This window comes from Janthinobacterium sp. ROICE36, assembly GCF_002869965.1.
Taxonomy (GTDB): domain Bacteria; phylum Pseudomonadota; class Gammaproteobacteria; order Burkholderiales; family Burkholderiaceae_D; genus Janthinobacterium.
Map to the genome: position 1 here is coordinate 50,180 of NZ_PEBS01000023.1, position 23,958 is coordinate 74,137.

24 protein-coding genes and 2 tRNA genes are annotated in these 23,958 nt (G+C 62.3%); 6 read left to right on the forward strand and 20 right to left on the reverse strand.

What is annotated here, in order from left to right; translation table 11 throughout:
- Window positions 1–5 precede the first annotated feature (5 nt).
- The 5 genes from rpmI to CSZ94_RS11960 form a co-directional block, all read right to left on the reverse strand.
- On the reverse strand, window positions 6–203 hold the full coding sequence (gene rpmI, locus CSZ94_RS11940; protein ID WP_010399216.1) for a 50S ribosomal protein L35: 198 nt from the start codon (window positions 201–203) through the stop codon (window positions 6–8).
- Between the two features lie 227 nt (window positions 204–430).
- The gene (gene infC, locus CSZ94_RS11945) at window positions 431–991 is read right to left on the reverse strand and encodes a translation initiation factor IF-3 (RefSeq protein WP_373629882.1); all 561 of its coding nucleotides are present in this window, start codon (window positions 989–991) and stop codon (window positions 431–433) included.
- Window positions 992–1,003: 12 nt separating this feature from the next.
- Window positions 1,004–2,911, reverse strand: coding sequence for a threonine--tRNA ligase (thrS, locus tag CSZ94_RS11950; protein WP_102121724.1), 1,908 nt, complete (start codon window positions 2,909–2,911; stop codon window positions 1,004–1,006).
- 211 nt (window positions 2,912–3,122) lie between these two features.
- Window positions 3,123–3,199 (reverse strand) — tRNA-Val (locus CSZ94_RS11955).
- 81 nt (window positions 3,200–3,280) lie between these two features.
- A tRNA-Val gene (locus CSZ94_RS11960) sits at window positions 3,281–3,357 on the reverse strand.
- A 148-nt stretch (window positions 3,358–3,505) separates the two neighbouring features.
- On the opposite strand from CSZ94_RS11960, the gene CSZ94_RS11965 reads away from it, so the two are divergent.
- Window positions 3,506–3,970, forward strand: coding sequence for a hypothetical protein (locus CSZ94_RS11965; protein WP_102121705.1), 465 nt, complete (start codon window positions 3,506–3,508; stop codon window positions 3,968–3,970).
- Between the two features lie 3 nt (window positions 3,971–3,973).
- On the opposite strand, the gene CSZ94_RS11970 is transcribed toward CSZ94_RS11965, so the two are convergent.
- Window positions 3,974–5,077 carry an acyltransferase family protein gene (locus CSZ94_RS11970; RefSeq protein WP_180977441.1) on the reverse strand — a complete coding sequence of 368 codons (1,104 nt, stop codon included), beginning with the start codon at window positions 5,075–5,077 and terminating at the stop codon, window positions 3,974–3,976.
- Window positions 5,078–5,216: 139 nt separating this feature from the next.
- Here CSZ94_RS11970 and CSZ94_RS11975 point away from each other — a divergent pair, with 139 nt between their 5' ends.
- Window positions 5,217–6,179 carry a succinylglutamate desuccinylase/aspartoacylase domain-containing protein gene (locus CSZ94_RS11975; RefSeq protein WP_102121706.1) on the forward strand — a complete coding sequence of 321 codons (963 nt, stop codon included), beginning with the start codon at window positions 5,217–5,219 and terminating at the stop codon, window positions 6,177–6,179.
- Here the strand turns inward: CSZ94_RS11975 and CSZ94_RS11980 are convergent, their stop codons facing one another.
- The gene (locus CSZ94_RS11980) at window positions 6,180–6,509 is read right to left on the reverse strand and encodes an SMR family transporter (protein ID WP_102121726.1); all 330 of its coding nucleotides are present in this window, start codon (window positions 6,507–6,509) and stop codon (window positions 6,180–6,182) included. It lies immediately after the preceding gene.
- A 23-nt stretch (window positions 6,510–6,532) separates the two neighbouring features.
- Window positions 6,533–6,853, reverse strand: a complete 321-nt coding sequence (gene sugE / locus CSZ94_RS11985; protein WP_102121707.1) for a quaternary ammonium compound efflux SMR transporter SugE — start codon at window positions 6,851–6,853, stop codon at window positions 6,533–6,535.
- A gap of 192 nt (window positions 6,854–7,045) precedes the next feature.
- Between sugE and CSZ94_RS11990 the strand changes: the two genes are divergently transcribed.
- From CSZ94_RS11990 to CSZ94_RS12000, 3 genes are all read left to right on the forward strand, one after another.
- Complete coding sequence (locus tag CSZ94_RS11990) at window positions 7,046–7,408, forward strand: DUF1304 domain-containing protein (RefSeq protein WP_374703576.1); 363 nt, start codon at window positions 7,046–7,048, stop codon at window positions 7,406–7,408.
- Window positions 7,409–7,568: 160 nt separating this feature from the next.
- Complete coding sequence (locus CSZ94_RS11995) at window positions 7,569–7,865, forward strand: ArsR/SmtB family transcription factor (RefSeq protein WP_102121708.1); 297 nt, start codon at window positions 7,569–7,571, stop codon at window positions 7,863–7,865.
- A 56-nt stretch (window positions 7,866–7,921) separates the two neighbouring features.
- Window positions 7,922–8,986, forward strand: coding sequence for an alkene reductase (locus CSZ94_RS12000; protein WP_102121709.1), 1,065 nt, complete (start codon window positions 7,922–7,924; stop codon window positions 8,984–8,986).
- A gap of 49 nt (window positions 8,987–9,035) precedes the next feature.
- On the opposite strand, the gene CSZ94_RS12005 is transcribed toward CSZ94_RS12000, so the two are convergent.
- Complete coding sequence (locus CSZ94_RS12005; RefSeq protein ID WP_146009790.1) at window positions 9,036–9,257, reverse strand: hypothetical protein; 222 nt, start codon at window positions 9,255–9,257, stop codon at window positions 9,036–9,038.
- Between the two features lie 250 nt (window positions 9,258–9,507).
- Here CSZ94_RS12005 and CSZ94_RS12010 point away from each other — a divergent pair, with 250 nt between their 5' ends.
- The gene (locus tag CSZ94_RS12010; protein ID WP_102121711.1) at window positions 9,508–10,119 is read left to right on the forward strand and encodes a 1-acyl-sn-glycerol-3-phosphate acyltransferase; all 612 of its coding nucleotides are present in this window, start codon (window positions 9,508–9,510) and stop codon (window positions 10,117–10,119) included.
- Here the strand turns inward: CSZ94_RS12010 and CSZ94_RS12015 are convergent.
- From CSZ94_RS12015 to CSZ94_RS12065, 11 genes are all read right to left on the reverse strand, one after another.
- Window positions 10,116–10,661 (reverse strand): HupE/UreJ family protein, encoded by a 546-nt coding sequence (locus CSZ94_RS12015; RefSeq protein WP_102121712.1) that lies wholly within the window; start codon window positions 10,659–10,661, stop codon window positions 10,116–10,118. The two genes, CSZ94_RS12010 and CSZ94_RS12015, sit on opposite strands and share 4 nt — an antisense overlap.
- Before the next feature lie 11 nt (window positions 10,662–10,672).
- Window positions 10,673–11,311 (reverse strand): urease accessory protein UreG, encoded by a 639-nt coding sequence (ureG, locus tag CSZ94_RS12020; RefSeq protein WP_102121713.1) that lies wholly within the window; start codon window positions 11,309–11,311, stop codon window positions 10,673–10,675.
- A gap of 22 nt (window positions 11,312–11,333) precedes the next feature.
- Window positions 11,334–12,014 (reverse strand): urease accessory protein UreF, encoded by a 681-nt coding sequence (locus tag CSZ94_RS12025; protein WP_102121714.1) that lies wholly within the window; start codon window positions 12,012–12,014, stop codon window positions 11,334–11,336.
- Window positions 12,014–12,538 (reverse strand): urease accessory protein UreE, encoded by a 525-nt coding sequence (gene ureE / locus CSZ94_RS12030; protein ID WP_102121715.1) that lies wholly within the window; start codon window positions 12,536–12,538, stop codon window positions 12,014–12,016. Before ureE ends, CSZ94_RS12025 begins: the two co-directional genes overlap by 1 nt.
- 12 nt (window positions 12,539–12,550) lie before the next feature.
- Window positions 12,551–14,251 carry an urease subunit alpha gene (gene ureC / locus CSZ94_RS12035; RefSeq protein WP_102121716.1) on the reverse strand — a complete coding sequence of 567 codons (1,701 nt, stop codon included), beginning with the start codon at window positions 14,249–14,251 and terminating at the stop codon, window positions 12,551–12,553.
- Window position 14,252: 1 nt separating this feature from the next.
- A complete protein-coding gene (locus tag CSZ94_RS12040; RefSeq protein WP_102121717.1) occupies window positions 14,253–14,582 on the reverse strand; it encodes an urease subunit beta in 330 nt (109 codons plus the stop codon).
- A 30-nt stretch (window positions 14,583–14,612) separates the two neighbouring features.
- Window positions 14,613–14,915 carry an urease subunit gamma gene (locus CSZ94_RS12045; protein WP_034751936.1) on the reverse strand — a complete coding sequence of 101 codons (303 nt, stop codon included), beginning with the start codon at window positions 14,913–14,915 and terminating at the stop codon, window positions 14,613–14,615.
- Window positions 14,916–14,940: 25 nt separating this feature from the next.
- Window positions 14,941–15,807 carry an urease accessory protein UreD gene (locus CSZ94_RS12050; RefSeq protein WP_180977443.1) on the reverse strand — a complete coding sequence of 289 codons (867 nt, stop codon included), beginning with the start codon at window positions 15,805–15,807 and terminating at the stop codon, window positions 14,941–14,943.
- 130 nt (window positions 15,808–15,937) lie between these two features.
- The gene (locus tag CSZ94_RS12055; RefSeq protein WP_102121718.1) at window positions 15,938–18,136 is read right to left on the reverse strand and encodes an EAL domain-containing response regulator; all 2,199 of its coding nucleotides are present in this window, start codon (window positions 18,134–18,136) and stop codon (window positions 15,938–15,940) included.
- Window positions 18,137–18,310: 174 nt separating this feature from the next.
- A complete protein-coding gene (locus CSZ94_RS12060) occupies window positions 18,311–20,473 on the reverse strand; it encodes a sensor histidine kinase (protein WP_102121719.1) in 2,163 nt (720 codons plus the stop codon).
- The gene (locus CSZ94_RS12065) at window positions 20,470–23,550 is read right to left on the reverse strand and encodes a sensor histidine kinase (RefSeq protein ID WP_102121720.1); all 3,081 of its coding nucleotides are present in this window, start codon (window positions 23,548–23,550) and stop codon (window positions 20,470–20,472) included. The genes CSZ94_RS12060 and CSZ94_RS12065 overlap by 4 nt, the downstream gene beginning before the upstream one ends.
- Between the last annotated feature and the right edge of the window lie 408 nt (window positions 23,551–23,958).

Sequence of the window (23,958 nt, forward strand, 5' to 3'; positions counted from 1 at the left end):
TGAGATTAAGCAGTCGGCATCATGCGGTAGACGGATTTCACGTCAGACGCAGCGACATTGGTGGTACCGCGCAGAGCGCGTTTCAGCTTGGTGGTTTTCTTGGTCAAGATGTGGCGTTTGAACGCATGACCACATTTAACAGTACCACCCGGACGCACGCGAAAACGTTTTTTCGCAGAGCTTTTGGTCTTCATTTTAGGCATAGCAATCTGTCCTCTTACGGACAGCTCCATTTATAACAGGATTGCAGGTGGCAACACGACGCTGCGCTTAGATGCCTGCTTTCACATGCTGTGCAGCGGATGCGAGTCCACTACAGTTCGCGCGGCCCGGACATTGCTGACCGGGCCGCGCAAATTCTGCCTGGAATCGTGTGTCGCGCCCATGCTGGCACAAACCACATTGATCCACAGTAAAACGCTATTGTAGCTTACTTCTTCTTCTTAGGCGAAAGAACCATGATCATTTGGCGGCCTTCCATCTTCGGGAACTGCTCGACCTGGCCGTACGGCTCCAGATCGGCTTTCAGACGTTCCAGCATGCGGAAGCCAATATCCTGATGCGCCATCTCACGACCGCGGAAACGCAGCGTGATTTTGGTTTTATCACCCTCATCGAGGAACTTGATGAGATTACGCAACTTGATATTGTAGTCACCATCATCAGTCCCCGGACGGAATTTGACTTCCTTCACGAGGATGATCTTTTGCTTCAATTTGGCTTCGTGAGCTTTCTTTTGCTCCGAATACTTAAATTTGCCGTAGTCCATCAAACGGCAAACCGGTGGCTGCGCAGTAGGCGCAATTTCCACCAGGTCGACGTTTGCCTCTTCCGCCAGACGGAAGGCTTCAGCCAAACTTACGATACCGAGTGGCTCGTTATCGACCCCGCTTAAACGCATTTCAGGGGCAGTGATTTCGCCATTGATGCGATGTGACTTGTCAGTAGCTATTGTAATTTCCTTTAAAAATCTTGTAAGACGGTCGTGCAGCGAGTTTCCTCGTCAGGCCTTGGTGTCGACTTCATGTTTAAGTCGCTCAATCAGGGCATCGACGGACATGACGCCCAGATCGATATTGCCCCGCGCCCGCACGGCCACTGTATTCGCATCCCGCTCTTTGTCGCCAATCACCAAGATGTAAGGCAATTTTTGTACGGAATGTTCACGTATTTTATAGGTAATCTTCTCGTTACGCAAATCAGCCTGTACGCGCAGCCCCGCTTTGCGCAGTTTTGTTGTAACTTCCTGTACATAGTCGGCTTGAGCGTCGGAAATATTCAACACCGACACTTGCACTGGCGCCAACCACAACGGCATGGCGCCCGCATAGTGTTCGATCAGGATGCCAATGAAACGTTCCAGCGAACCCACAATCGCGCGGTGCAGCATGATCGGCACCTGGCGCGTGTTGTCCACGGCCACATATTCGGCACCCAGACGGCCCGGCATCGACGGGTCGATTTGCACAGTGCCCACTTGCCATGCGCGACCCAGACTGTCTTTCAGGTGGTATTCGATCTTCGGGCCGTAGAATGCACCCTCGCCCGGCAATTCCGTCCACTCCACGCCGCAGGCGCGCAGGGCCGAACGCAGCGATTCCTCGGCGAAATCCCACGACTCTTCCGTGCCGATACGGTTATCGGGGCGCAAGGCCAGTTTCACATCGATATTCGTAAAGCCGAAGGCCGTGTAGACATCCATGGCCTGTTGGTGGAACGCCGTCACTTCGCCGGCGATCTGCTCTTCCATGCAGAAGATGTGACCATCATCCTGTGTAAAGCCGCGCACGCGCATCATGCCGTGCAAGGCGCCCGATGGCTCATTGCGGTGGCATTGGCCGAATTCGCCGTAGCGCAATGGCAAGTCGCGGTAGCTGCGCATGCCATTGTTGAAAATCTGGATATGGCCAGGGCAATTCATCGGTTTCAGCGCATAGGCGCGGTTTTCCGATTCCGTGATGAACATGTTTTCACGGTAATTATCCCAGTGACCGGTTTTTTCCCACAGGCCACGGTCGAGAATTTGCGGCGCCTTGACTTCCTGGTAGCCGTTGACATGGTACACATTGCGCATGTATTGCTCGACTTGCTGCCAGATCGACCAGCCTTTCGGATGCCAGAAGATCAGGCCTGGCGCTTCTTCCTGGAAATGGAAGAAATCGAGCTGCTTGCCCAACTTGCGGTGATCGCGCTTTTCCGCCTCTTCCAGGTTGTGCAGGTACAGTTCCTGGTCTTCCTTCTTGGCCCAGGCCGTGCCATAGATACGCTGCAGCATCTCGTTTTTCGAGTCGCCGCGCCAGTAGGCGCCGGCCAGCTTCATCAGCTTGAATACTTTCAGCTTGCCCGTCGATGGCACGTGAGCGCCGCGGCACAAGTCCGTGAACTTACCCTCGGAATACAGCGACACTTCCTGGTCGGCCGGAATCGAACCGATCAGCTCAGCCTTGTAGGCTTCGCCGATGCTCTTGAAGTACTCGATGGCTTCGTCGCGCGCAACAACCTTGCGCGTGACTTGCTCATCCTTCTTGGCCAGTTCCGTCATTTTCTTTTCGATCGCGACCAGATCTTCCGGTGTGAACGGACGCTTGTAGGCGAAGTCATAGTAAAAGCCGTTGTCGATCACGGGACCGATGGTCACTTGTGCGTCCGGGAACAGCTCCTTGACGGCATACGCCAACAAGTGGGCCGTCGAGTGGCGGATCACTTCCAGGCCATCGGCATCCTTGTCCGTGACAATCGCCAGTTCGGCGTCTTGCTCGATCAGATAGGAGGTGTCGACCAGCTTGCCATCAACCTTGCCGGCCAGCGCAGCCTTGGCCAGGCCGGTACCAATATTGGCCGCAACCTGGGCCACGGTGACCGGGCCGTCAAATTGACGGGCGGAACCATCGGGAAGTCGGATTGTAAGCATATTGATCTCCATATCGGCGCTGGCGCCAGGTAAAACTGCGATGTGATGGGTAAAATAACTGAAAGGAAAACGCAGACGCAAAAAAACGCGGACTAGCCGCGTTTTTCACTTTCATGAGACAAAGGAAACCCGTTCGACTAGCGTCACTCCCAAAGCTTGGTAGTAGTTCGCGGTGTCATAACCGGTTTTACCTTTCTCTCTCACTGCATTCTGGTGGGCGGTGAGGAATTCGAATCCCCGACCCCTTGGATGTCGACCAAGTATTCTAACCAGCTGAACTAACCGCCCGTAAAACTTTTGTTGATCATTGTATTTCAAATGACCGCTTGCGGCTTGCGCCAGCTTAAAAAACCATCTACTGCCAAATTCTGGTGGGCGGTGAGGAATTCGAATCCCCGACCCCTTGGATGTCGACCAAGTATTCTAACCAGCTGAACTAACCGCCCCGAAGACCAGCATTATAGAGAGGCTTTCCCGGAATGACAAGGGCTGTTTTACAGGAAACTTTAATCTGTTTTTCATCCGCTTCCCGGGCGTCAGCCCTCTTTATACAGAGTCGGCCCAGCATGCGCAGAATGCCGCTAGAATCGCGGCATGAACCCCACCATTATAAGCTGGCTGAAAACCCTGAGCCGCGTCTGCGGTTTCGAAACGGCCGATTCCTTCCCGCCCGGCCACCCATACGCGCGCACGCGATGGGAAGCCGCGTACTTCGATATCGCCTCCGACGTGAAGCCCGACGAAATCGAGCGGCGCATCTGCGCGGCCATCGCCAACACGCCGAGCGTCTTCGCCCACATCAGCAATCCCACGCCGCGCATGCAGCGCGCGCTGCTGAACGTGATCCACGACCGGCTGCGGCGCCAGCCCGGCACTGGCGCCACGGACCTGGTCTTGTTATTGATCAATGCCTACGCCAGCGACCACATCACGGAAGCGGTGCCCGGCCTGCGCACCTTGATGTTCAACACGCAACATGACGACACGAATCTGCGCGCGCATGCCATCCTGGAATTGCTGGTGGGCACGCCACGGGGACTGGACGTGATCGACATATAGTCGTCATGCATGATGGGTGGGAACATAACGCGCCCGCAAGCGCATGAACGGCGTTTCCACCCATCTGTATAAGAGCCAGCCCGTGGCGACGCTAACGGCGATACTGAACAGTATCGCCATGAAGCTATCGGGCCCGTAGCCCAAGTCCTGCAAATGGGGCCGCAGCAGGATACACAGTTGCTTGTGCAATAGATAAATCGCATACGACCACAGGGCCAGGCTGGCCGCACCCGGAACCCGCAGTTTATAGAGTGCACTGCCAGGACTCAGCGCCGCCACCAGCAACAGGCTGAAACTGGCGGCCAGGGCAGGATAGCCAAACACCGTCACCCAATAACCATAGTGATCGTCGAGAAATACATAAAACATCAGCGCCGTGCTGACAATTCCTGCCAGCAAGTTCCGATTGCCATAGGCGGTGAGGCGCGCCCAGGCGCTCGGGTGATGGTTTTTCAGCAAGGCCAGCGCCACGCCCGCCACCAGTTCATCGAAACGGCACCAGGACGCGTAATAAATATACTTGTAGTAGCCAAGGCCGCCGCGCGGCACTTGCACGTATTCATCCCACAGAGTGGCGCGCACCAGCATACCGACGATCACGCTGGCGGCCACGGCCAGCCAGGCCCACTGCAGGGATCTGCGACAAGCGGCGATCAACAGCGCCACGGCCGGCAGCAGCACGTAGAACTGCTCCTCCACGCATAGCGACCAGGCATGGGAAAACGCCGTGCCCGGCGTCAAATTGATGTTTTGCGTAAAGGTCAGGAATTTCCATAGCGGCAGCAACGCACTCTCGCCGCGAAACGCGGGCCACAAATAGTACAGCGCCAGCACGGCATAGAAACTGGGCAAGGTGCGCAGGAAACGCCGCGCATAGAAGCGCGGCAAGGAAAACCCGTGCTCGCTGCGCAAGGCCGCAAAGATCTGGTTGCCGATCAGATAGCCACTGAGGGCAAAGAACAGGTCCACGCCGACCCAGCCGATTTCTCCCCAGAAACCAAACGCCCCGCCCTCGCTGACGAACAGCAAATAATGGTTCATGAAGACGAGCACGATGGCTAGCGCGCGCAAGGTATCGAGGCCAGCCAGACGGGAGGAAGACGACATGGATATCAGCAATGGAAAACAACGGTGGCGCCGATCATGCCACGCCGCACGTTGCCATGGCCAACTTTTTGCAGGCGGCCACGGCGAATCCCGCTAAAATATGCCGACCCCGCTTTCCCTTCCCGCAACAGCATAGGATATGTCCAGCATGAGCAGCGCACTCCATTTCAAATCCATCAACTACACGGGCCAGGGCAGCGGCCCGCGCCTGATCGTCACGGGCGCCGTGCACGGCAATGAAACCTGCGGCACCAAGGGCATCGGCCGCGTGATGGCTGAACTCGACAGCGGCGCCCTCTCCATCGTGGCCGGCAGCGTCACCTTCGTGCCCATCACCAATCCGCTCGCTTACGCCAAGGGCGTGCGCAGCGGCGACCGCAACCTGAACCGCAATCTGTTCCCGAACGACAATCCGCAGGATTTCGAAGACCGCATCGCCAACTGGCTGTGCCCGCTGTTGGGCCAGCACGACGTGCTGCTGGACTTGCACTCGTTTAATGCCGACAGTCAGCCCTTCGTCATGGTGGGGCCGCGCAACAATGATGGCCCGCTGCAAGCGTTTCAACAGGAAGACAAGGAACGCGCACTGGCGCGCCGCCTGGGCGTGCGCCGCTTCGTCGATGGCTGGCTGCACGCTTACGGCCAGGGCGTGCAGCGCCGCCTGGGCAATAGCGACCAGGTAGGCCTGGTCTTGCGCTATGGCGTGGGCACGACCGAATACATGCGCTCGACGGGCGGCTACGCCCTGACCCTGGAATGCGGCCAGCATGCGGACCCTGCCGCGCCAGATGTCGCCTACCGCGCCATCATGAACACGCTGGCCTTCCTCGGCTTCATCGATGCACCGCAACCGGAGCTGATCGCCGACGCCGACATGGAAGCATTGAACATGGTCGTCGTGCACGACAAACTGCACGCGGACGACCGCTTCATCAAGACCTGGTCCAGCTTTGACAAGGTCAAACAAGGCGAGCAGATCGGCGTGCGCGCCGATGGCACGCCCGTGACGGCCGAATTCGACGCCTACATTCTCTTTCCGGACGTCAACGCGCAAGCCAATGCAGAGTGGTATTACCTGGCGCGGGTGGCCAGCAGCTTTTGATCAATGTCCGACGGACTTTGAAAACAGGTTGATGACCAGCACGCCGGCAATGATCAGTCCCAGGCCGATCAAGGCCGGCGTATCGAGGCTCTGCTTGAACCAGAACCAGCCGACGGCGGAAATGAGCACGATGCCCACGCCCGACCAGATCGCGTACACGATACCGGTAGAAATGACCTTCAAGGTCAGGGACAAGCACCAGAAGGCGATGCTGTAGCCGACCACGGTGATGACGCTGGGCCACAAGCGGCTGAAGCCGTCGGACGCCTTCAAGGCGCTGGTAGCGATCACTTCGGCAACGATGGCGATGGCCAGGTAAAAATACGTCATGGCGAGGCTCATGCTGGCATCCTTTATTGTGGACTGAGCAGTTTCAAGCCCAGGATGCCGGACACGATCAGGGCGATGCAGGCGATGCGTGCGGCGCTGGCCGGTTCGCCCAGCATCATGATGCCGAAGATGGCCGTGCCCACGGTGCCGATGCCCGTCCAGATCGCATACGCCGTGCCCAATGGCAAGGTGCGCAAGGCCAGGCCCAGCATCACCACGCTGCCCAGCATGGAAATGGCCGTCAATACGGACGGCACCAGGCGGCTAAAGCCGGCGCTATATTTGAGGCCGATGGCCCAGCCAATTTCCAGTAAACCTGCCAATACCAAGATGATCCACGCCATCACTACTCCCGAGGCGGCAGGGTCGTCCCCGCCATGCTGCCCCCACATCGAGCGGGGTCGTCCCCACAGGAGCAAAGGGAAAAGTATACCATTGGGTGAAAAGTCTTGCCGCAAGCACATTTTTTCTCGTGCTGTTGCCAAAAAATAGGCTGATGGCGGCATAATTGCCGCATCCATTCACTCTCGGGAACAATGATGTTACTTCTGGCCCAAATCCTTACCGCCCTCATCCTGCTGCTGCACGTGTATATCGTGCTGCTGGAAACCGTGCTGTTCGATACACGCGGACGCAAGGTATTTGGCCTGTCCAAGGAAAAAGCGGAGATCGTGCGTCCCGCCATGTCGAACCAGGGTTGCTATAACGGCTTTCTCGTCGCCGCGCTGGCGCTGGGCTTTTTGCACCCGGACCCGGCCATCGCCCATGCATTTACCGTGTTCGGCCTGGCGTGCATCGCCGTGGCCGGCGTGTGGGGCGCGGCGACCGTCATGACGCGCATCCTCTACCTGCAAACGGTACCCGCCGTCATCGCCTTGCTGCTGTTCCAATTCGCCTGATTCCTGCCGGGCGGCCCTGGCGACCGCCCAACGCCTGCCTTTCTTGAAAAATCCACGCCGCCAGCAGGCTTTTTACTTATATCGTAAAATTACGATATTGAAATTCACAAAAAACGAACCACATATCGTCTACAGCCGAACATTGATCAGGAGAAACACCATGGACATCGACGCCATCCACAAGGCGCTGGCCAATCCCGTGCGGCGACAGATCCTGCAATGGCTGAAGGAGCCGGAGCAATATTTTAGCGAGCAAGAGCATCCGCTCGACTTCGGCGTCTGTGCCGGACTGATAGGCCGCAAGCTGGGCCTGTCGCAATCGACGGTCTCGGCCCATTTGGCCACCTTGCAAAAGGCCGACTTGATTTCAGCCAGGAAAGTGGGCCAATGGAGCTTTTTTAAACGCAACGAAGCCACCCTCCAGGCTTTTCTGGAACATATGCAGCAAGGTTTGTAACCGTAGCCCCATCCATATCGCCGCCCGCGGCACTCTCGACAGGAAAGATAGTAATCATGGCAACTTTATTTGACCCCATCACCATTGGCAGTTTGCAATTGAAAAACCGCATCATCATGGCGCCGCTGACGCGTTCGCGCGCCGGCAATCCGGGCCGCGTGCCCAACGCCCTGATGGCCGAGTACTACACGCAGCGCGCTTCGGCCGGCATGATCATTTCGGAAGCGACGGCCGTCACGCCGCAAGGCGTGGGCTATGCCGACACGCCGGGCATCTGGTCCGAGGAGCAGGTAGAAGGCTGGAAACACATCACCCGGGCCGTGCATGACGCAGGCGGCCTGATCGTGCTGCAACTGTGGCATGTGGGCCGCATTTCCGCGCCCGTCTTCCTCGATGGCGACTTGCCCGTGGCGCCCAGCGCCGTCAAGCCGGCCGGCCATGTCAGCCTGCTGCGCCCGAAACAGGAATTCGTCACGCCGCGCGCCCTCGATACGGAAGAGATTCCCGGCATCGTGGCGGCCTACCGCCTGGGCGCCGAGAATGCGAAGAAAGCGGGTTTCGACGGCGTGGAAATCCACGGTGCAAATGGTTATTTGCTCGACCAGTTCCTGCAAGACAGCACCAACTTGCGCACCGACAACTACGGCGGCTCGATTGAAAACCGCGCCCGCCTGATGCTGGAAGTGACGGATGCGTGCATCGAGGTATGGGGCGCAGACAAGGTGGGCATGCATTTGGCGCCACGCCGCGATGCGCACGACATGGGCGATTCCAACCCGCGCGCCACCTTCGGCTACGTGGCACGCGAGCTGGGCAAGCGCGGCATCGCCTTCATCTGCGCGCGCGAAGCGCTCGGTGAAGACCGCCTGGGCCCCTACCTGAAACAGGAATTCGGCGGCGTGTACATTGCCAATGAGAAAATGGACAAGGTGGCGGCTGCAGCCTTGCTGGCCAAGGACGAAGCCGATGCCGTGGCCTTCGGCCTGTGGTTCATCGCCAATCCCGACCTGCCGATCCGCCTGCACAGCGATTCGCCACTCAATCCCCTGAACCCGGACACCCTGTACGCACCCGATGCTGCCGGCTACACGGATTACCCTGCATTGGCGGCACAGGTTTAAACAACACGCCGAACGACAGCAGCAGCACTTCGTCGCTGCTGTCTGCCTCTCAGCGCCATCGGCGCCGTGCCGGCCGGGCCGGGCGGCGCGCCTGCACGCTGCTGAACACACGGCGTATCACCTCGGCCGGCACCGCGTGCTCACGCAAGTAGGCTGTCGCCACCGTCCGGCCCAGGGCATGATGGAAGGCCACGCCCCGCTCGACGAGCTCGGCCATCACTTTGTCCGTTCGCTCATGCTGCCCAACTACATCATCGATAGTGTTTTTCATGCCATGGCTCCCTGTCGGGTGGATCAACGCTGCATCAAGTTTTGACCACATTGTGCGCATTGAGTGCCCGCCACCGTGGCCAAGCATCGTTAAAATAGCCGCCACAACGGCCCCGACGCCGCATGAATAGCGGCCTCGGCTGCTTGTCGCCACCGCCAGCCCCGTATAGAATGCCTGCGCAGAATTTTTGCTTCAAGGAAAATGGCCACCAGCGCCATCCCATTAAGAGCAGTGTCACTGAAGGGTATCAATGGACGATCTATTTGTACAAGCGGGCGACTTGCCGACCTGGCACCAGCGCTGCGCGCTGCGCGTGCTGCAGCTGTTTGGCTGGCGCATGCGCTTCCGTCCCCTGCCGGGGCCGCGCGGCATCGTCGTCGTCTACCCGCACACGTCGAACTGGGATTTCATGGTGGGCCTGTTCGGCAAATGGGCGCTGTCACTGCCGTTCCGCTGGCTGGCCAAGGATACCCTGTTCCGCGGCCCGATGGGCAAGATGCTGCGCTACCTCGGTGGCGAACCCGTCGACCGCAGCACCACCAGCGGCACCATCGGCCGCCAGGCCGAGCGCATGCTGGCCGCCGACTGGTACTGGCTGGCCATCACACCGGAAGCGACGCGCAGCTACCGTCCGAACTGGAAGAGCGGCTTTTATCACCTGGCCCTGGCCGCCAAGGTACCGCTATTGCTGGTGTATATCGACTACCCGAACAAGGTGCTGGGCGTCGTCGAGCATATCGACTTGACGGGCGACAAGGAAGCCGACATGGCCGCCATTGCCGCCGTGTATGCGGGCCACCAAGGCTTGCACCCAGAAAAGGCGGCGCCCATCGTGTTGTCGGAACGCCGCCCCGGCACTTAATTCATTCCCATCAGCACCACGCCGGCGGCCGTCAAGGCCACGCCGGCCACGCGCAGCACGCGCTCGGCCATCACCTGTCCAACGAAACGTCCCGCACATAGCAGCAGGGCCGAGGCCAGCATGAAGCCGAAAGCGGCCGAGGCGGCCGGCAATTCCTGGCCATGCGCATTGCCATGCGCCAGCGCAAACATGCCCACGAGCCCCATGCCGAGCCAGTTCGGCAAGGCCAGCGCCAGCGCGATGGCCAGTCCTACCAGGGCCACCGTGGCGGCGATGCCCGTTTCCATCCCCGGCACCGTCAAGCCCGCCATGCCGGCCAGCGCACCGAGCAGCATCATGCCCAGGAAAGTGGCGGGCTGCGCCAGGCCGCGGCGCTGCTGTCCACCCCACAGCCCCACGCCCAGCATGGCCAGCAAATGGTCGATACCCGTGAACGGATGGGCGAAACCGGCCAGGAAACCCACGCTCTCGCCATGGCCGGGGTGGGCCATGGCGGGCAAGGCCAGCAGGCACAGTGCCGCCACCGCGGCTGTTTTTGTCATCAGTCTTGCGCTCATTGCAACTCCTTGCCTGGTTGATCGAGCAAACCTTGCTCGCGGATAAAATCGATGACGACCTGCACGCCGTCGCCGCTGCGCAGGTTGGTCAACACGAAGGGGCGTTCGCCGCGCATGCGCTTGGCATCCTGCGCCATCACGTCCAGGTTGGCGCCCACATACGGTGCCAGGTCCGTCTTGTTGATAATGAGCAAATCGGAGCGCGTGATGCCGGGCCCGCCCTTGCGCGGGATTTTTTCGCCGCCGGCCACGTCGATCACGTAAATGGTCAAGTCCGACAGTTCCGGGCTGAAGGTGGCGGCCAGGTTATCACCGCCCGATTCGATCAGGATCAAATCAAGATGCGGAAAGTCGGCTTGCATGCGCGCGATGGCTTCCAGGTTGATGGACGCGTCTTCGCGGATGGCCGTGTGCGGGCAGCCGCCCGTTTCCACGCCCATCAGGCGCTCGGCCGGCAAGGCATCGGCGCGCAGCAGGATTTCCATGTCTTCCTTGGTGTAAATATCATTCGTGATGACGGCCATGTCGTAGCGCTCGCGCATGCCCTTGCACAGCATTTCGCACAGGGCCGTCTTGCCCGAGCCGACGGGCCCGCCTATGCCCACGCGCAACGGATTGGAGGTGATCGATGTCATTTTTGCTCTCTCATAGAATGATTCAGGAACGATACAGGCGGCTGTACTGCACTTCATGCCGCATCGACAGCAGCGACAGGCCGGGCGCCCAGTTGCCCAGCTCGTCGTCTTGTAACGTTTGCGCCGTGAGGGCCGCCGCTTCCAGGTCCGCCCGCAGCGACAGCAATAGCCGCTGGCCCGCCACCTGCCCCAGCGGCACGGATTTCACGCAGACGAGCACCTGGTTTTCCGCCCAGGTGAACAGCATCGCCAGCAGCGCCTCGTCACGCGGAATGGCCAGCGCCGCCACGGCGCAGGCATACGCCGTGGGCAGAGCCACTTCCGGCTGGCCCTGCAGCATGTCGATCAGCACGCCGTCGGCCACGCCCAGTTCGGCCAGCAGCTTGGTCAATGAGTAGCCCATCTGGATGGTTTCGGCGCGAAATTCCGCCGTGTCGCGCGAGGCGATGAAGCGTTCGCTCCAGCGCTGCACGGCGCACAAATCCTGCGCGTCGAACGCCTGCATCAAACGCCAGCACAGCGGAGCTTCCCAGCGTGCCACCACGTGCATCAGATGCTGCGCGATCCAGTCGCGCGCCGTGGCCGCATCCGCTACCAGGCCCGATTCGAGCGCTGCTTCCAGCCCCTGCGAATAGCTATAGGCGCCAATCGGCAAGGCCGGGCTGGCGAACTGCAGCAAATGCAGCAGGGCCGACGCCTGCATCAGGCGCTGCCCGGTGCATCGCCGGGACGGTGGATTTTCTGCCGCAACGGCACGGGCGCCAGCAAATGCTGGCCGTGGCCGTCGTGGTGGCCATGGCCGCCGCCATATGCGCCCGCCTCCGGCTCGAACGGTGCGCTTTCTTCCGTCACGGTCGCCTGCAAGCCTTCCAGCATCTCCTTCAATACCACGTCCTTGCGGATACGCAAAAAGCCGTCGCCCACTTGCGCTTGCGTGTGGCGGTTCCCCAGGTGGAAAGCGCAGCGCAGCAGGGTGTGCGCGTCGGCGCAGCGCACCAGGTAAGTCGGTTCGCGCGCGGCGACGATCTGCACCACCTGCCCTTCCGGCCCCGTCATGCGTTCGCCGTCGCGCAGCACCGTGCCGCGCACGCTGAATACGGCCACCTCGTCGCCATTCGACAGCACGGCGCGCAACCGGCATTTTTCGCGCTGGTCGTAGGGCAGCACAAGTTGGGCGATGGGTGGGCGGCCATCTTCCGGCCCCAGTTTGGTATGCAAAGTGAGCATGATGTCTCCCGCTTAAAATAGAAAATAGCGCTGCGCCATGGGCAGCACGGACGCCGCCTCGCACACCAGCAGCTGGCCGTCGGCACGCACGGCATAGGTTTCCGGGTCCACTTCCATGTGCGGCGTGGCGCTGTTATGTAGCATGTCGTGCTTGCGCAAGCCGCGCATGTTTTTCACGGCGATGACGGATTTATTCAGTTTCAACTGGTGGCCGATATCGAGGTCATAAGCCGCCTGCGAGACAAAGGTGAACGACTTTTTCAAGCCACCGCCAAAGGCGCCGAACATCATGCGGTAATGCACGGGCTGCGGCGTGGGAATCGAGGCGTTCGGGTCGCCCATCTGCGCGGCCGCGATCATGCCGCCCTTTAAAATCATCGATGGCTTGACGCCGAAGAAGGCCGGCTTCCACAGCACGATATCAGCGATCTTGCCCGCTTCGATGGAACCTACCACGTGCGCAATGCCATGCGTGATGGCCGGGTTGATCGTGTACTTGGCGATATAGCGCTTGGCGCGGAAATTGTCGCTGCGCGCCGTGTCGGGCGCCAGCGGCCCCCGCTGCACCTTCATCTTGTGCGCCGTCTGCCAGGTACGCATGATCACTTCGCCCACCCGGCCCATGGCTTGCGAATCGGACGACATCATGGAAATGGCGCCGATATCGTGCAAAATATCTTCGGCGGCGATGGTTTCGCGGCGAATGCGCGACTCGGCAAACGCCACATCTTCGGCAATCGCCGGGTCCAGGTGGTGGCACACCATCAGCATGTCCAGGTGCTCGTCAAGCGTGTTGACGGTAAACGGGCGCGTCGGGTTGGTCGATGACGGCAGCACATTGGACTGGCCCACGGCGGCGATGATGTCGGGGGCATGGCCGCCGCCCGCCCCTTCCGTGTGAAACGTGTGGATGGTGCGGTCCTTGAAGGCGGCCAGCGTGTGCTCCAGAAACCCGCCTTCGTTGAGGGTATCGCTGTGCAGCGCCACCTGCACGTCCATGCGGTCCGCGACGGACAGGCAGTTGTCGATGGCGGCCGGCGTGCTGCCCCAGTCTTCATGCAATTTGAGGCCGATGGCGCCCGCGCGCACCTGCTCTTCGAGCGGCAGCGGCAAGCTGACGTTACCCTTGCCCATGAAGCCCAGGTTCATCGGGAAGGCGTCGGCGGCCGCCAGCATGGCGTGGAGGTGCCATGGCCCCGGCGTGCAGGTGGTGGCGGCCGTTCCCGTAGCCGGTCCCGTGCCGCCGCCCAACATGGTGGTCACGCCGCTCATCAGCGCTTCCTCGATCTGCTGCGGGCAGATGAAGTGGATATGCGTGTCGACGCCGCCTGCCGTGACGATCAAGCCCTCGCCGGCGATGATTTCCGTGGCGCCGCCGATGGGCAAGGTCACGCCGGGCTGGATGTCGGGGTTGCCCGCCTTGCCGATGCCGAAGATCAAGCCATTTTTCAAGCCGATATCGGCCTTCACGATGCCCCAGTGGTCGAGGATGACGGCATTCGTGATGACGGTATCCATCACCTCGGCCGCGCAGCGCTGCGACTGGCCCATGCCGTCGCGGATCACCTTGCCGCCGCCGAATTTCACTTCTTCGCCATAGATCGCATAGTCATGCTCGATCTCGATGAACAGTTCCGTGTCGGCCAGGCGGATGCGGTCGCCCTTGGTGGGGCCGAACATCTCGGCATACGCGCTGCGGGGAATGCTGGCCATCTCAATCCTTTCCTGGTGGCGTGTCTTGCAGTGTGCCCATCACTTCGCCATTGAAGCCGTAAACCTTGCGTTCGCCCGCCAGCGCCACCAGCTCCACCGTACGCTGCTGGCCCGGCTCGAAGCGCACGGCGGTGCCGGCTGTGATGTTCAAACGCATGCCATAGGCGCGCCAGCGCTCGAAAGCCAGCGCCGGATTGACTTCAAAAAAGTGGAAGTGCGAGCCCACCTGGATCGGCCGGTCGCCCCGGTTGGCCACCACCACCGTGGCCGTGGCGCGGCCCGCATTCAAGCTGATTTCGCCTTCTTCCAATCTATATTCGCCTGGGGTCATGATCGGCTCCTGTCAATGTCACTTGTTTGCTTACGGTATCGGGTGGTGCACGGTCACCAGCTTGCTGCCATCGGGGAAGGTCGCCTCCACCTGGATATCCGGGATCATCTCGGCGATGCCATCCATGACGTCGGCGCGCGAAAGTATCTTCGTGCCGTCCGACATCAGCTGCGCCACCGACTTGCCGTCGCGCGCCCCTTCCATGATGGCGGCGCTGATCAGGGCCACCGCTTCCGGATAATTCAATTTCAAGCCGCGCGCCAGGCGCCGTTCGGCCAGCAACGCAGCAGTAAAAATGAGCAGCTTGTCTTTTTCGCGGGGAGTCAGGTCCATGGTTTTCCTTGCGCTTCTTTCCTGTTCAAGTGTTCCATATGCGGGGCACGACGGCGTCGCGTCCCAGCATGGCGGGGCGCAGCAGCTGCCAGGCGGCCAGCATGATCCTGCGCGCAGCCTCGCTATCGCCGCACAGCAGGCGCACCACCACCAGCGATTTCATCTGCGTGGCGCCAAATACGGCGCCGGCAGGCACAGTGATCTCGCGCAAGGCGGCCAGCACGGTGGGGGAAACGGGTGGGCCGACAGCGATCAGGGTGGCGCATACCGTGTGGCCAGCCAGGCCCAGGGGACTGGCCATCAGCGCGCCGCCGGCGGCCAGCACACCCTGCTCCCACCACAGCAGCTTGCCGCCGCGGCGAATCTGCACCTGCTGGGCGATGCTGCCCTCCTTGAAAATTTCGCCCGAGGCGCTGCGGCCCAGGCAGACGATGTCGCAGCCGATGTAGCTGGCGTTCAGCGCCAATTCGACCTCGTGGCGCAGGCGCACGCACGCCTGGTTGAAAAAGATGCTCTCCTGCGGCAGCCACTCGATGGCGGCGCCGCTACCCGCGCGCAGCACGATGTGCTGGCCCGAGACGTGGCTATTCGCGCGGTACCACTTGGCGGCGCCCGGCGACGTGAGAAACGCGTGCGCGCCTTCGCCCACCGTGACGTCGACGGCCAGCTGGTCGCCGCCCACCACGCCGCCAGGCGGATGGATGATGATGGCGTGGCAGACGGCATCGCCTTCCGGGTACAGGGGCTTTTGCACGCGCAAGGGGCCGCTATGCCTGCGCTCGACCAGGCGGCTAACGCCATCGTGCAGCGCGAAGCCCAGGCGCAAATGCGCCTGCCAGGCGCCGTGTGCGCTGGCCTGTGAGGGCATGGCTGTGTGGGTGCTGTCTGGCATGCGGGGCAATCGTGTAAATAAGCGATTACCTAAGCAGGATATGTGCCAGCGTTAGGGGAAGGAAAAGTGCGCATTGCGCACCACGCTGCGGCGGATGCACCGGCATGGTGCATCGGCCGCACCGCGGCGCTCAGGCCAGGGTGCGCCTTTCGCGCAGCAAGGCCGTGAATGGTGCGGCGGCCAGGGGCCGGCTGAAATAATAGCCCTGCATTTCGTCGCAGCCGTGCTCCGTCAGGAAGTCCACCTGTTCACGCGTTTCTACCCCTTCGGCGATGACGCGCATGTCAAGGTTGTGTGCCAGCGAAATGACGGAACGGGCGATGGCCGCGTCGCTGCTGCTGGTGGTGACGTCGTCGACAAAGGATTTGTCGATTTTCAGCACGTCGATGGGAAAGCGCTTCAGGTAGCCCAGGCTGGAATAGCCGGTGCCGAAGTCGTCGAGCGAAATGCCCACGCCGATATCCTTCAGGCGCGTCAGGGCCGCCACGGCCTTGTCCGGGTCGCCCATCACCGTACTTTCCGTGATTTCGATGCCAAGGCAGGCGGGCGCGATGCCGTATTTGCGCAATACCGCCTCGACGAACGGCACCGTGCGGTCCTGCGCGAACTGTTTACCGGACAGATTGACGGCCACCTTGATGCTGCCCAGGCCCGCGTCGTGCCAGGCGCGGATCTGCGCGCAGACGCTTTCGAGCACCCATTCGCCGATGGCCGTGATCGAGCCGTATTCCTCGGCCAGTGCGATGAACAGGCCTGGCGGCACATTGCCCAGCACCGGGTTATTCCAGCGCAATAATGCTTCCGCGCCCAGCATGGCCCCCGTGTGCAAACACATCTGTGGCTGGTAATGCACTTCGAATTCATCGCGGCAGATGGCGCCGCGCAGTTGCTGCTGCATGGCCAGGCGGGCGCGGATATCGCTGCCCATGCGCTCCGTGAAGAAAGCATAGTGGTCGCGCCCCATTTCCTTGGCGCGCACCAGAGCCGTGTCGGCGTGGCGCAGCACGTCGTCGAGGCTGTCGCCGTCGGCCGGGCACAGGGCGATGCCGATACTGGTGGTCAGCGCCAGGCGCTCACCATCGACACTGAGTTCTTCGCGCAAGCCGGCCAGGATGGTTTGCGCCAGCGCAAGCGTGCGCCCCAGCAGGGCATCGTCCTGCAACAGGATCTGGAATTCGTCGCCGCCCTGGCGCACCACCGTGTCGCCCTCGCGCACGCAGCCGGACAGGAAACGCGCCACCACTTGCAGCGCCTTGTCGCCCACGGCCTGGCCGTGCGAATCGTTGATATTCTTGAAGCGGTCCAGGTCCAGGCACATCAGCACCACTTGCTGGCAGTCGCGCAGGGCGTTCGCGCGCGCCTGTTCGAAGCGCTCGCGCAGCAGCACCCGGTTCGGCAAGCCGGTCAGCGCATCGTGGTAGGAGAGGAAGTCGATCAGATGCTGCTCGGCCTTGCGCTCGCTGATATCGAGAAAAACACCCACGTAGTTGACGATGGCGCCATCGGGCCCGTACACGGTGGAGGCGCTGAGCAAACAGGGATAGGTGTTGCCGCCCTTGCGCCGCGTTTGCACCTCGCCCGACCAGCAGCCGCTGCTGCGCAAGCCCTGGCGCAGGGCCTGCAGCACCGCTTCGCCCGTGTGCTCGGCATGCAGGCGCATGATGTCCGTGCCCACCACTTCCTGCGCCGCATAGCCGGTGATGCGTGTAAAAGCGGGATTGGCCGTGACGATGACGCCGGCCGGATCCGTGATCAAAATGGCATCCTGGGTGGCCTCGAAGACCTGGCCCGACAGGCGCAGCAATTCTTCGTTGGCGCGGCGGATCTGTACTTCGCGCGCCAGCGTGCTGGCCACCTGCTCCAGTTCGGCCGTGCGCTCGGCCACGCGCCGCTCCAGGTTGGCGCGCTCCTGCGCCAGCTGCAACTGCGCCCGCCCCAGGCGCACGTGCGCATCGGTGCGGGCCAGGATTTCCTCGGCCTGGAAGGGCTTGGCGATGAAATCGACGGCGCCCAGCGCAAAGCCACGCACCTTGTCGTCCGTATCGTACTGGGCCGACAGGAAGATCACCGGCACCTGGCGCAGGGACGGTATCTCCTTCAGGCGGCGGCAGACTTCAAAACCGTCGAGACCCGGCATGCGCACGTCGAGCAGGATCAGCTCCGGCGGGCGCGCCTGGGCCGTCCACAGGGCCAGTTCACCGTTCGGCGCCTGGCGCACCGCATAGCCGGCGCCACCCAGCAAATCGCTCAACAACTTCAGCGAAGCCGGCGTATCTTCAACGATCAGTACTTCACCCTTAGCATTCACTTCCAAAAAATCGCGGTGCATGTAGCAGTTCTCTCAGCTTTGGATGAGGCGCGGCGGTCGATTGCCACGCTGGACAAGACATTTCTTTGCGATGAACTACGTACTATCATCATAATCTCTATTGCAATTTAGCACCATCCATGCGCGGCACTTAGTCCGTCTTTTCATCGAATTCGATGTTGTCAGCCCACACTTTCAAGTATGCGCCAGCGCGCCCTCGCTCTCCAGCAAGACGCACAGCTGACGGTACTGGTGCTGGTCGAGCATGGCCTGCAGGGGCGCCAGCAACGGTGCCGCCGCTGCAGGCAGGGTTGCCAGCAGTTGTGCCACCCTGGCCAGGTTCAATTCGCGCAGCGCCACCAGCAAGGCGGCGCGCTCTTCCCCGGCCAGCAGAAGCAAGTCTTGCGCCCGCAGTGGCGGCGGAGCCTCGTGCGCCGCAACAGGCAGCGGCACGGGCACCTGCACGGGCGCTTCGGCCGCCTGCGCGGGTATGCTGAAACGGAAGGTGGCACCCTGCCCCGGCGTGGACTCCAGCGTCAGTTCGCCTTTCATCAACTGCACGAATTCGCGCGAGATGGCCAGCCCCAGGCCCGTGCCATCCTTCGGTCCCGCGCTGTCGGCCTGCACGAAGGGCTCGAAGATGCGCTGCTGGTCTTCTGCGGCGATGCCGATGCCCGTGTCGCTGACGGCGAACGACAAACGCCACGTGGCCTCATCGCGCCGCTCGCCGCGCACGCGCAAGGTGACCTCGCCGCTGCCGGCGAACTTGACGGCGTTCGACATCAGGTTCAGCAGCACCTGGCGCAAGCGCGTCGCGTCGAGCAGCACGGCCGCCGGCAAGTCCGCGCAATCGAGGCGCAGGACCAGTCCCTGCTGCTCGGCGCGCATGCCCAGCATGTCCATCACTTCCTGCAACAGGGGCGCCAGCGCCACCACGGCCGTCTGCGCCTGCAAGCGTCCCGCCTCGCCCTTCGACAGTTCGAGGATTTCATTGATCAGGGTGAGCAAATGATTGCCGGAGCGGTGGATGATGGCCAGATTGCGCTTTTCATCGTCCTGCATGTTGGGCGAGGCGGCCATCAGGCGCGAAAAGCCGATCACGGAATTCAAGGGCGTGCGCAGTTCATGGCTCATGTTCGCCAGAAAGGTGCTCTTGGCGCGGTTCGCCGCCTGCGCCTGGCTGACGGCCACCGACAAGGCGCTCGTGCGCTCGGCCACCAGTTCTTCCAGGTGATGGCGGTGGCGCAGCAGTTCCAATTCCGCCTCGCGGTGCGCGGTGATGTCGTAGTTCGACCCCACCAGGCGCAAGGGCAGGCCGCAGCCGTCGCGGAAAATCACGGCAACGGCCTTGATGTAGCGAATGGCGCCATCGGGCCACAGGATGCGGTATTCGTGCGTGAATGCCTGGCCGGCGCCCAGCGCGGCGCGCAGGGCCGCCTTGGCGGCCGGCACATCGGCCGGCACCAGCGCCGCGCGCCAGATCGCCGCCGGCGACATGCCGCCGCCCGCATCGGCCTTGAACTGCGCGTACATCTGCTCATCCCACTGCAATGCGCCGCCGCTGACATTCCAGTCCCATATACCGATGCTGGCCGCGCCGGTCGCCATCTGCACGCGCTCCTCGCTGCGTTGCAGGGCGCGGTAGCGGCTATCGAGCAGCGCCACCATGTCGCGGATGGAACGGTACAGAGTGCGCAGCTCGCCCAGGAACCACGCTTTCGGCGGCGTGCCGAACGCTTCGCCCTGCCCCGCCTGGACGCCCGCCGCATACTGGCCGATCGCCTTCAGGGGCTTGAGCATCAGACACCACGTGAGCAGCCAGATGCTGGCCACCAGGATCACGTCGAGCGCCACGATCATGGCGCCGATGCCCAGCGCGCGCTGCCGCAGCTGCGCATACAGGGGGGCCGGCGTCGCGTACACGGCAACGCTGCCGATGACTTGTCCACCGATCGTCACGGGGCGCCGCTGCATCAGCCAGCCCGGTTCGGCGGACAGCGAGGAAAGGGTGACGATGGCCCCGGCCGCATTGCGGCGCAAGACCAGCGCTTCCTTGCCGATGCCCGGCGTGAGGGAGCTGGCCACCAGTTCGCGCTTGCCCAGCATGCTGCGCAGAATGGCCTGCATCTGCTTTTCATCGAGATTCCACAATGGCAGTTCGATGGCCACGGCCAGCTGGTCCGCGCTGACGGCCAGGCTGCGATGCAGTTGCTGCCAGCGCTGCTCGCGTTCGGACTGGTAAAACAGCACGGCAAACACCAGCAGCAGCGCAGTGACGACACAGGTCAGCGCCACGCTGACGGCCAACACGATGGATACGCTGCCCAGACGGGCGCCTTTGGGTGCGTGAAAAGTCATGCGTCTTCGCCCTGCGGCTCGCTGGCCAGCTGCGCCAGCAAGGCACACAGCGTCTGGTACTGGTGCTGTTCCAGCATGGCGGCGATGTGCGCGGCCAGCTGCGGCAGACTGGTGGCCACGCCGGCCAGCACGATGGCACTGCGCCGCAAATCGAGGGCTTGCACGGATTCGAGCAGCGCCTGCCGTTCGGCTGCGCCCAGCTGTCCCAGCGCCTGCTGCAAGTCAAAGGCCGCCGCCGGCACGCGCGGCGGCGCGGCGGCGTTGCGCTGGAAGCGCACGCCCAGTTGCTGCTCCAGCATGGCGAACAGGTGTTCCTGCTCGATCGGTTTGCGCAGGAAGCCGTCGGCGCCGGCCGCCAGCGCCTCCTGCTTTTCTTCCTCGAAGGCGGAGGCCGTCATGATCACCAGGCGCGGCTGCACCAGCGCCGTTTGCGCGCGCAGCCAGCGCGTCAGCGCCAGGCCATCCATGTCCGGCATGCGCCAGTCGCTCAGCACCATGTCGTAGCGCTGCGCCGCCAGCATGGCTTGCGCCTGCACGCCGCCCGCCGCTTCCTGTAGCTGGAAACCCAGCGGCGCCAGCAAGCCGGCCAGCAGCCTGCGGCAGTTGTCGTCATCATCGACCAGCAGCACCATGCGCCCGCGCTGGCCCGGCGGCAGGCGTGCCACGCGGCCCGGCGCCAGCGCCGCGATGGCCGGCTGCTGCAGCACCGGCGCGCGCAGGTCGAAACGGAATACGGAGCCGGCGCCCAGCGTGGAATCGACGCGCAGCTCGCCGCCCATCAGGCGCACGAATTCGCGCGAAATGGTCAGCCCCAGCCCCGTGCCGGCCTGCGCCACCGCGCTGTCGGCCTGCACGAACGGCTCAAAGATGCGCTCCAGGTCCGCTTCCGCGATGCCGCTGCCCGTATCGCGCACGGCAAACGCCAGCGCCATTTGCCCATCTTCTGCCGCCTGGCATGCCAGCGACAAGGTCACGCTGCCCTGCTCGATGAACTTGAGCGCATTCGACAGCAGATTCAGGAGCACCTGGCGCAGCTTGGCGCCATCGAGGCGCAGCAGCGGCGGCACGCCGGAACGTTCGAGCTGCAGCGCGATGCCCTGGTCGCTCGAGCGCATGCGCACCATTTCGAGCACCTCGTCGAGCAAGCCATTCAAGTCGACGGGTGCCGTTTGCAACTGCATGCGGCCCGCCTCGATTTTCGACAATTCGAGAATGTCGTTGATCAAGGTCAGCAAATGATGGCCGGCACGGTTGATGATGGCCAGGTTATGCTTTTCTTCGTCGAACATGCTGCTCGAATCGGCCATCATCTGTGAAAAACCGATCACGGAATTCAAGGGCGTGCGCAATTCGTGGCTCATGTTGGCCAGGAAGACGCTTTTCGCGCGATTCGCCGATTCGGCCTCGGTGACGGCCACCGACAGGGCGGCCGTGCGCTGCTGCACCAGTTCTTCCAGATGGTCGCGGTAGCCGAGCAATTCCTGCTCGCTGTGCTTGCGCTCGGAAATGTCGACGATGCCGCTACGCACCAGGCGCCGCCCTTCCATGGGCAATTTGACCAGCCGTACTTCGCAGGGAAAAATGCTGCCGTCGGCGCGCCGCACATGGCGTTCAACCAGGATGGGTTCACCCAGCATGGCGCGGCGCAGATGTTCTTCCATCATCAGCCCAAGCGGCAGGCCATCGGGCTGCTTGTCGCTATACAGGTCGAACGGCCCGCGTGCCAGCAGCGCCTCGCGCGACAGGCCCAGCGTGCGCTGCGCGCTGCTGTTGGCGTCGACGAAGCGGTCCAGGTCCAGGTCGTACACTAGGATGGCTTCCGGCGCATGCTCGACCAGGATGCGGAAGCGCTGCTCGCTCTCGCGCGCCTCGCTCTCGGCGCGGCGCAGGCGCCGCCGCTGCAGCAGCAAGGCGCTCAGCAAGCCCGCCATCAGGATGAAGACGCCGCCCACCAGCAGCACGGCGACGCGGTGCTCGTGCCACAGTTGCGGCGGACGGTTGAAGAACAGGGTCTGCGGCGGCAGCCGGCTGATGTCCGCATCCCAGCGCTGCAGCTGTTCCCAGTCATACATGGGCAGCGGGCGGGCCGGCGGCAGCAAGGCGCCCGGCGCGGCAGGCGCCTTGCCATCGAGCGCCGCCAGCGACATCTGCGCCACCTGTTGCGCGGCCTGTTCGATGTGCAGGATGGAGCCGCCAAGGATGCCCTTGCCGACCGTCGCGTTGTACATGCCAAAGGTGGGCACATTGGCCAGTCGCGCCAGTTGCTCGGAGAATTGCACGGGAGTGGCGATGTTGCCGTCCACGTCGCGGTTGACATTGCCCGTCACCAGCAAGGTATGGGAGGGCAAGTGCGCCACCGCCGCGCGCATCTGCTCCAGGGTGTGGCCATCGAGATACTGCATGGCCACCTTGCCCTGCCACGCCAGCGCCGCCTGCTGCATGTTGTGCTTCAAAACCTGGTCGGCCTCGCTGGCGCCGACGGCCATGACGATGGTTTGGGTTGCCGGAAACAGGGCCATGGCTTGCGCCAGGGTACCGGGAAAATCCACATTCGCCTTTTGCTGCCAGATGGCAGCAGGACTGCCGGGTGGCAAGGCCTTGCCCGAGGTATTCATCGCCAGCACCGGCACGCCGCGCGCCAGCGGCGCCAGGTCCGACAACAGGAAATCGAGCGCCGGCTGCTGCATGGCGATGATCAGGTCGGCCTTGCGCCCCGCCATCTTGGTGTATCTTAAAAGCAACAAATCACGCATGGCATTGCGCTGTGCAGGGTCGCGCTGGGTATTCAAGTTGAGGTGCTCAACCATGATGTCTTCGCTGGCCAGGCCCGCGGCGGCCATGGCGGCCACATAGGTGCGCGTGTACGATTCCACGCCGGCGCGGCCATAATCGTAGGCGTTAAGGAACAGCACGCGCTGGCCCTGGTGCGGTGGCGCAGCGACGGGCGCCGATGCCGGCAAAGCGACAGGGGCTGCGGCGACACAGAACGCCAGCAGCAATGCGCGGCAGCAGCGGCGCACCGCTGCCCTGCCCATCCCGCCGCCAGGCCGCAAGCCGCCCGGCACATCACGCATCATTCGCCATGCCCATGCTCACTCCCGCCTGTCACCCTGTTTCACCACTGCGCTGACTGATCAGACACCGACACTTACAAAAACATGATAACGTCAACTACAGGGGCAAGTCTATTCCTTAGGGCAATCTTTTGACAATCCACCCGCTCGCAAAGCCAAGCATCGTTAGCAGGGTGTTGAAAAAAGACCCCAGTCCTTCGGATTTTGTCGCCAGACATGCGAATTTTTCGGGCTGGAAGCCGCATTTTGCCTAAAAAGCAGTTTTCAGCCACTTTTCAGGCCGTTTTTTGACATTTTTTAGCGCTTCCCGTACTCTATGGACGGAGTTATCCAACCACCGCCGATAAACGCCAGCCAAAGATCGTCGCCATGCGCGTCAGGTTGTAAGCGGCGAAAGTGAACGTGGTTTGT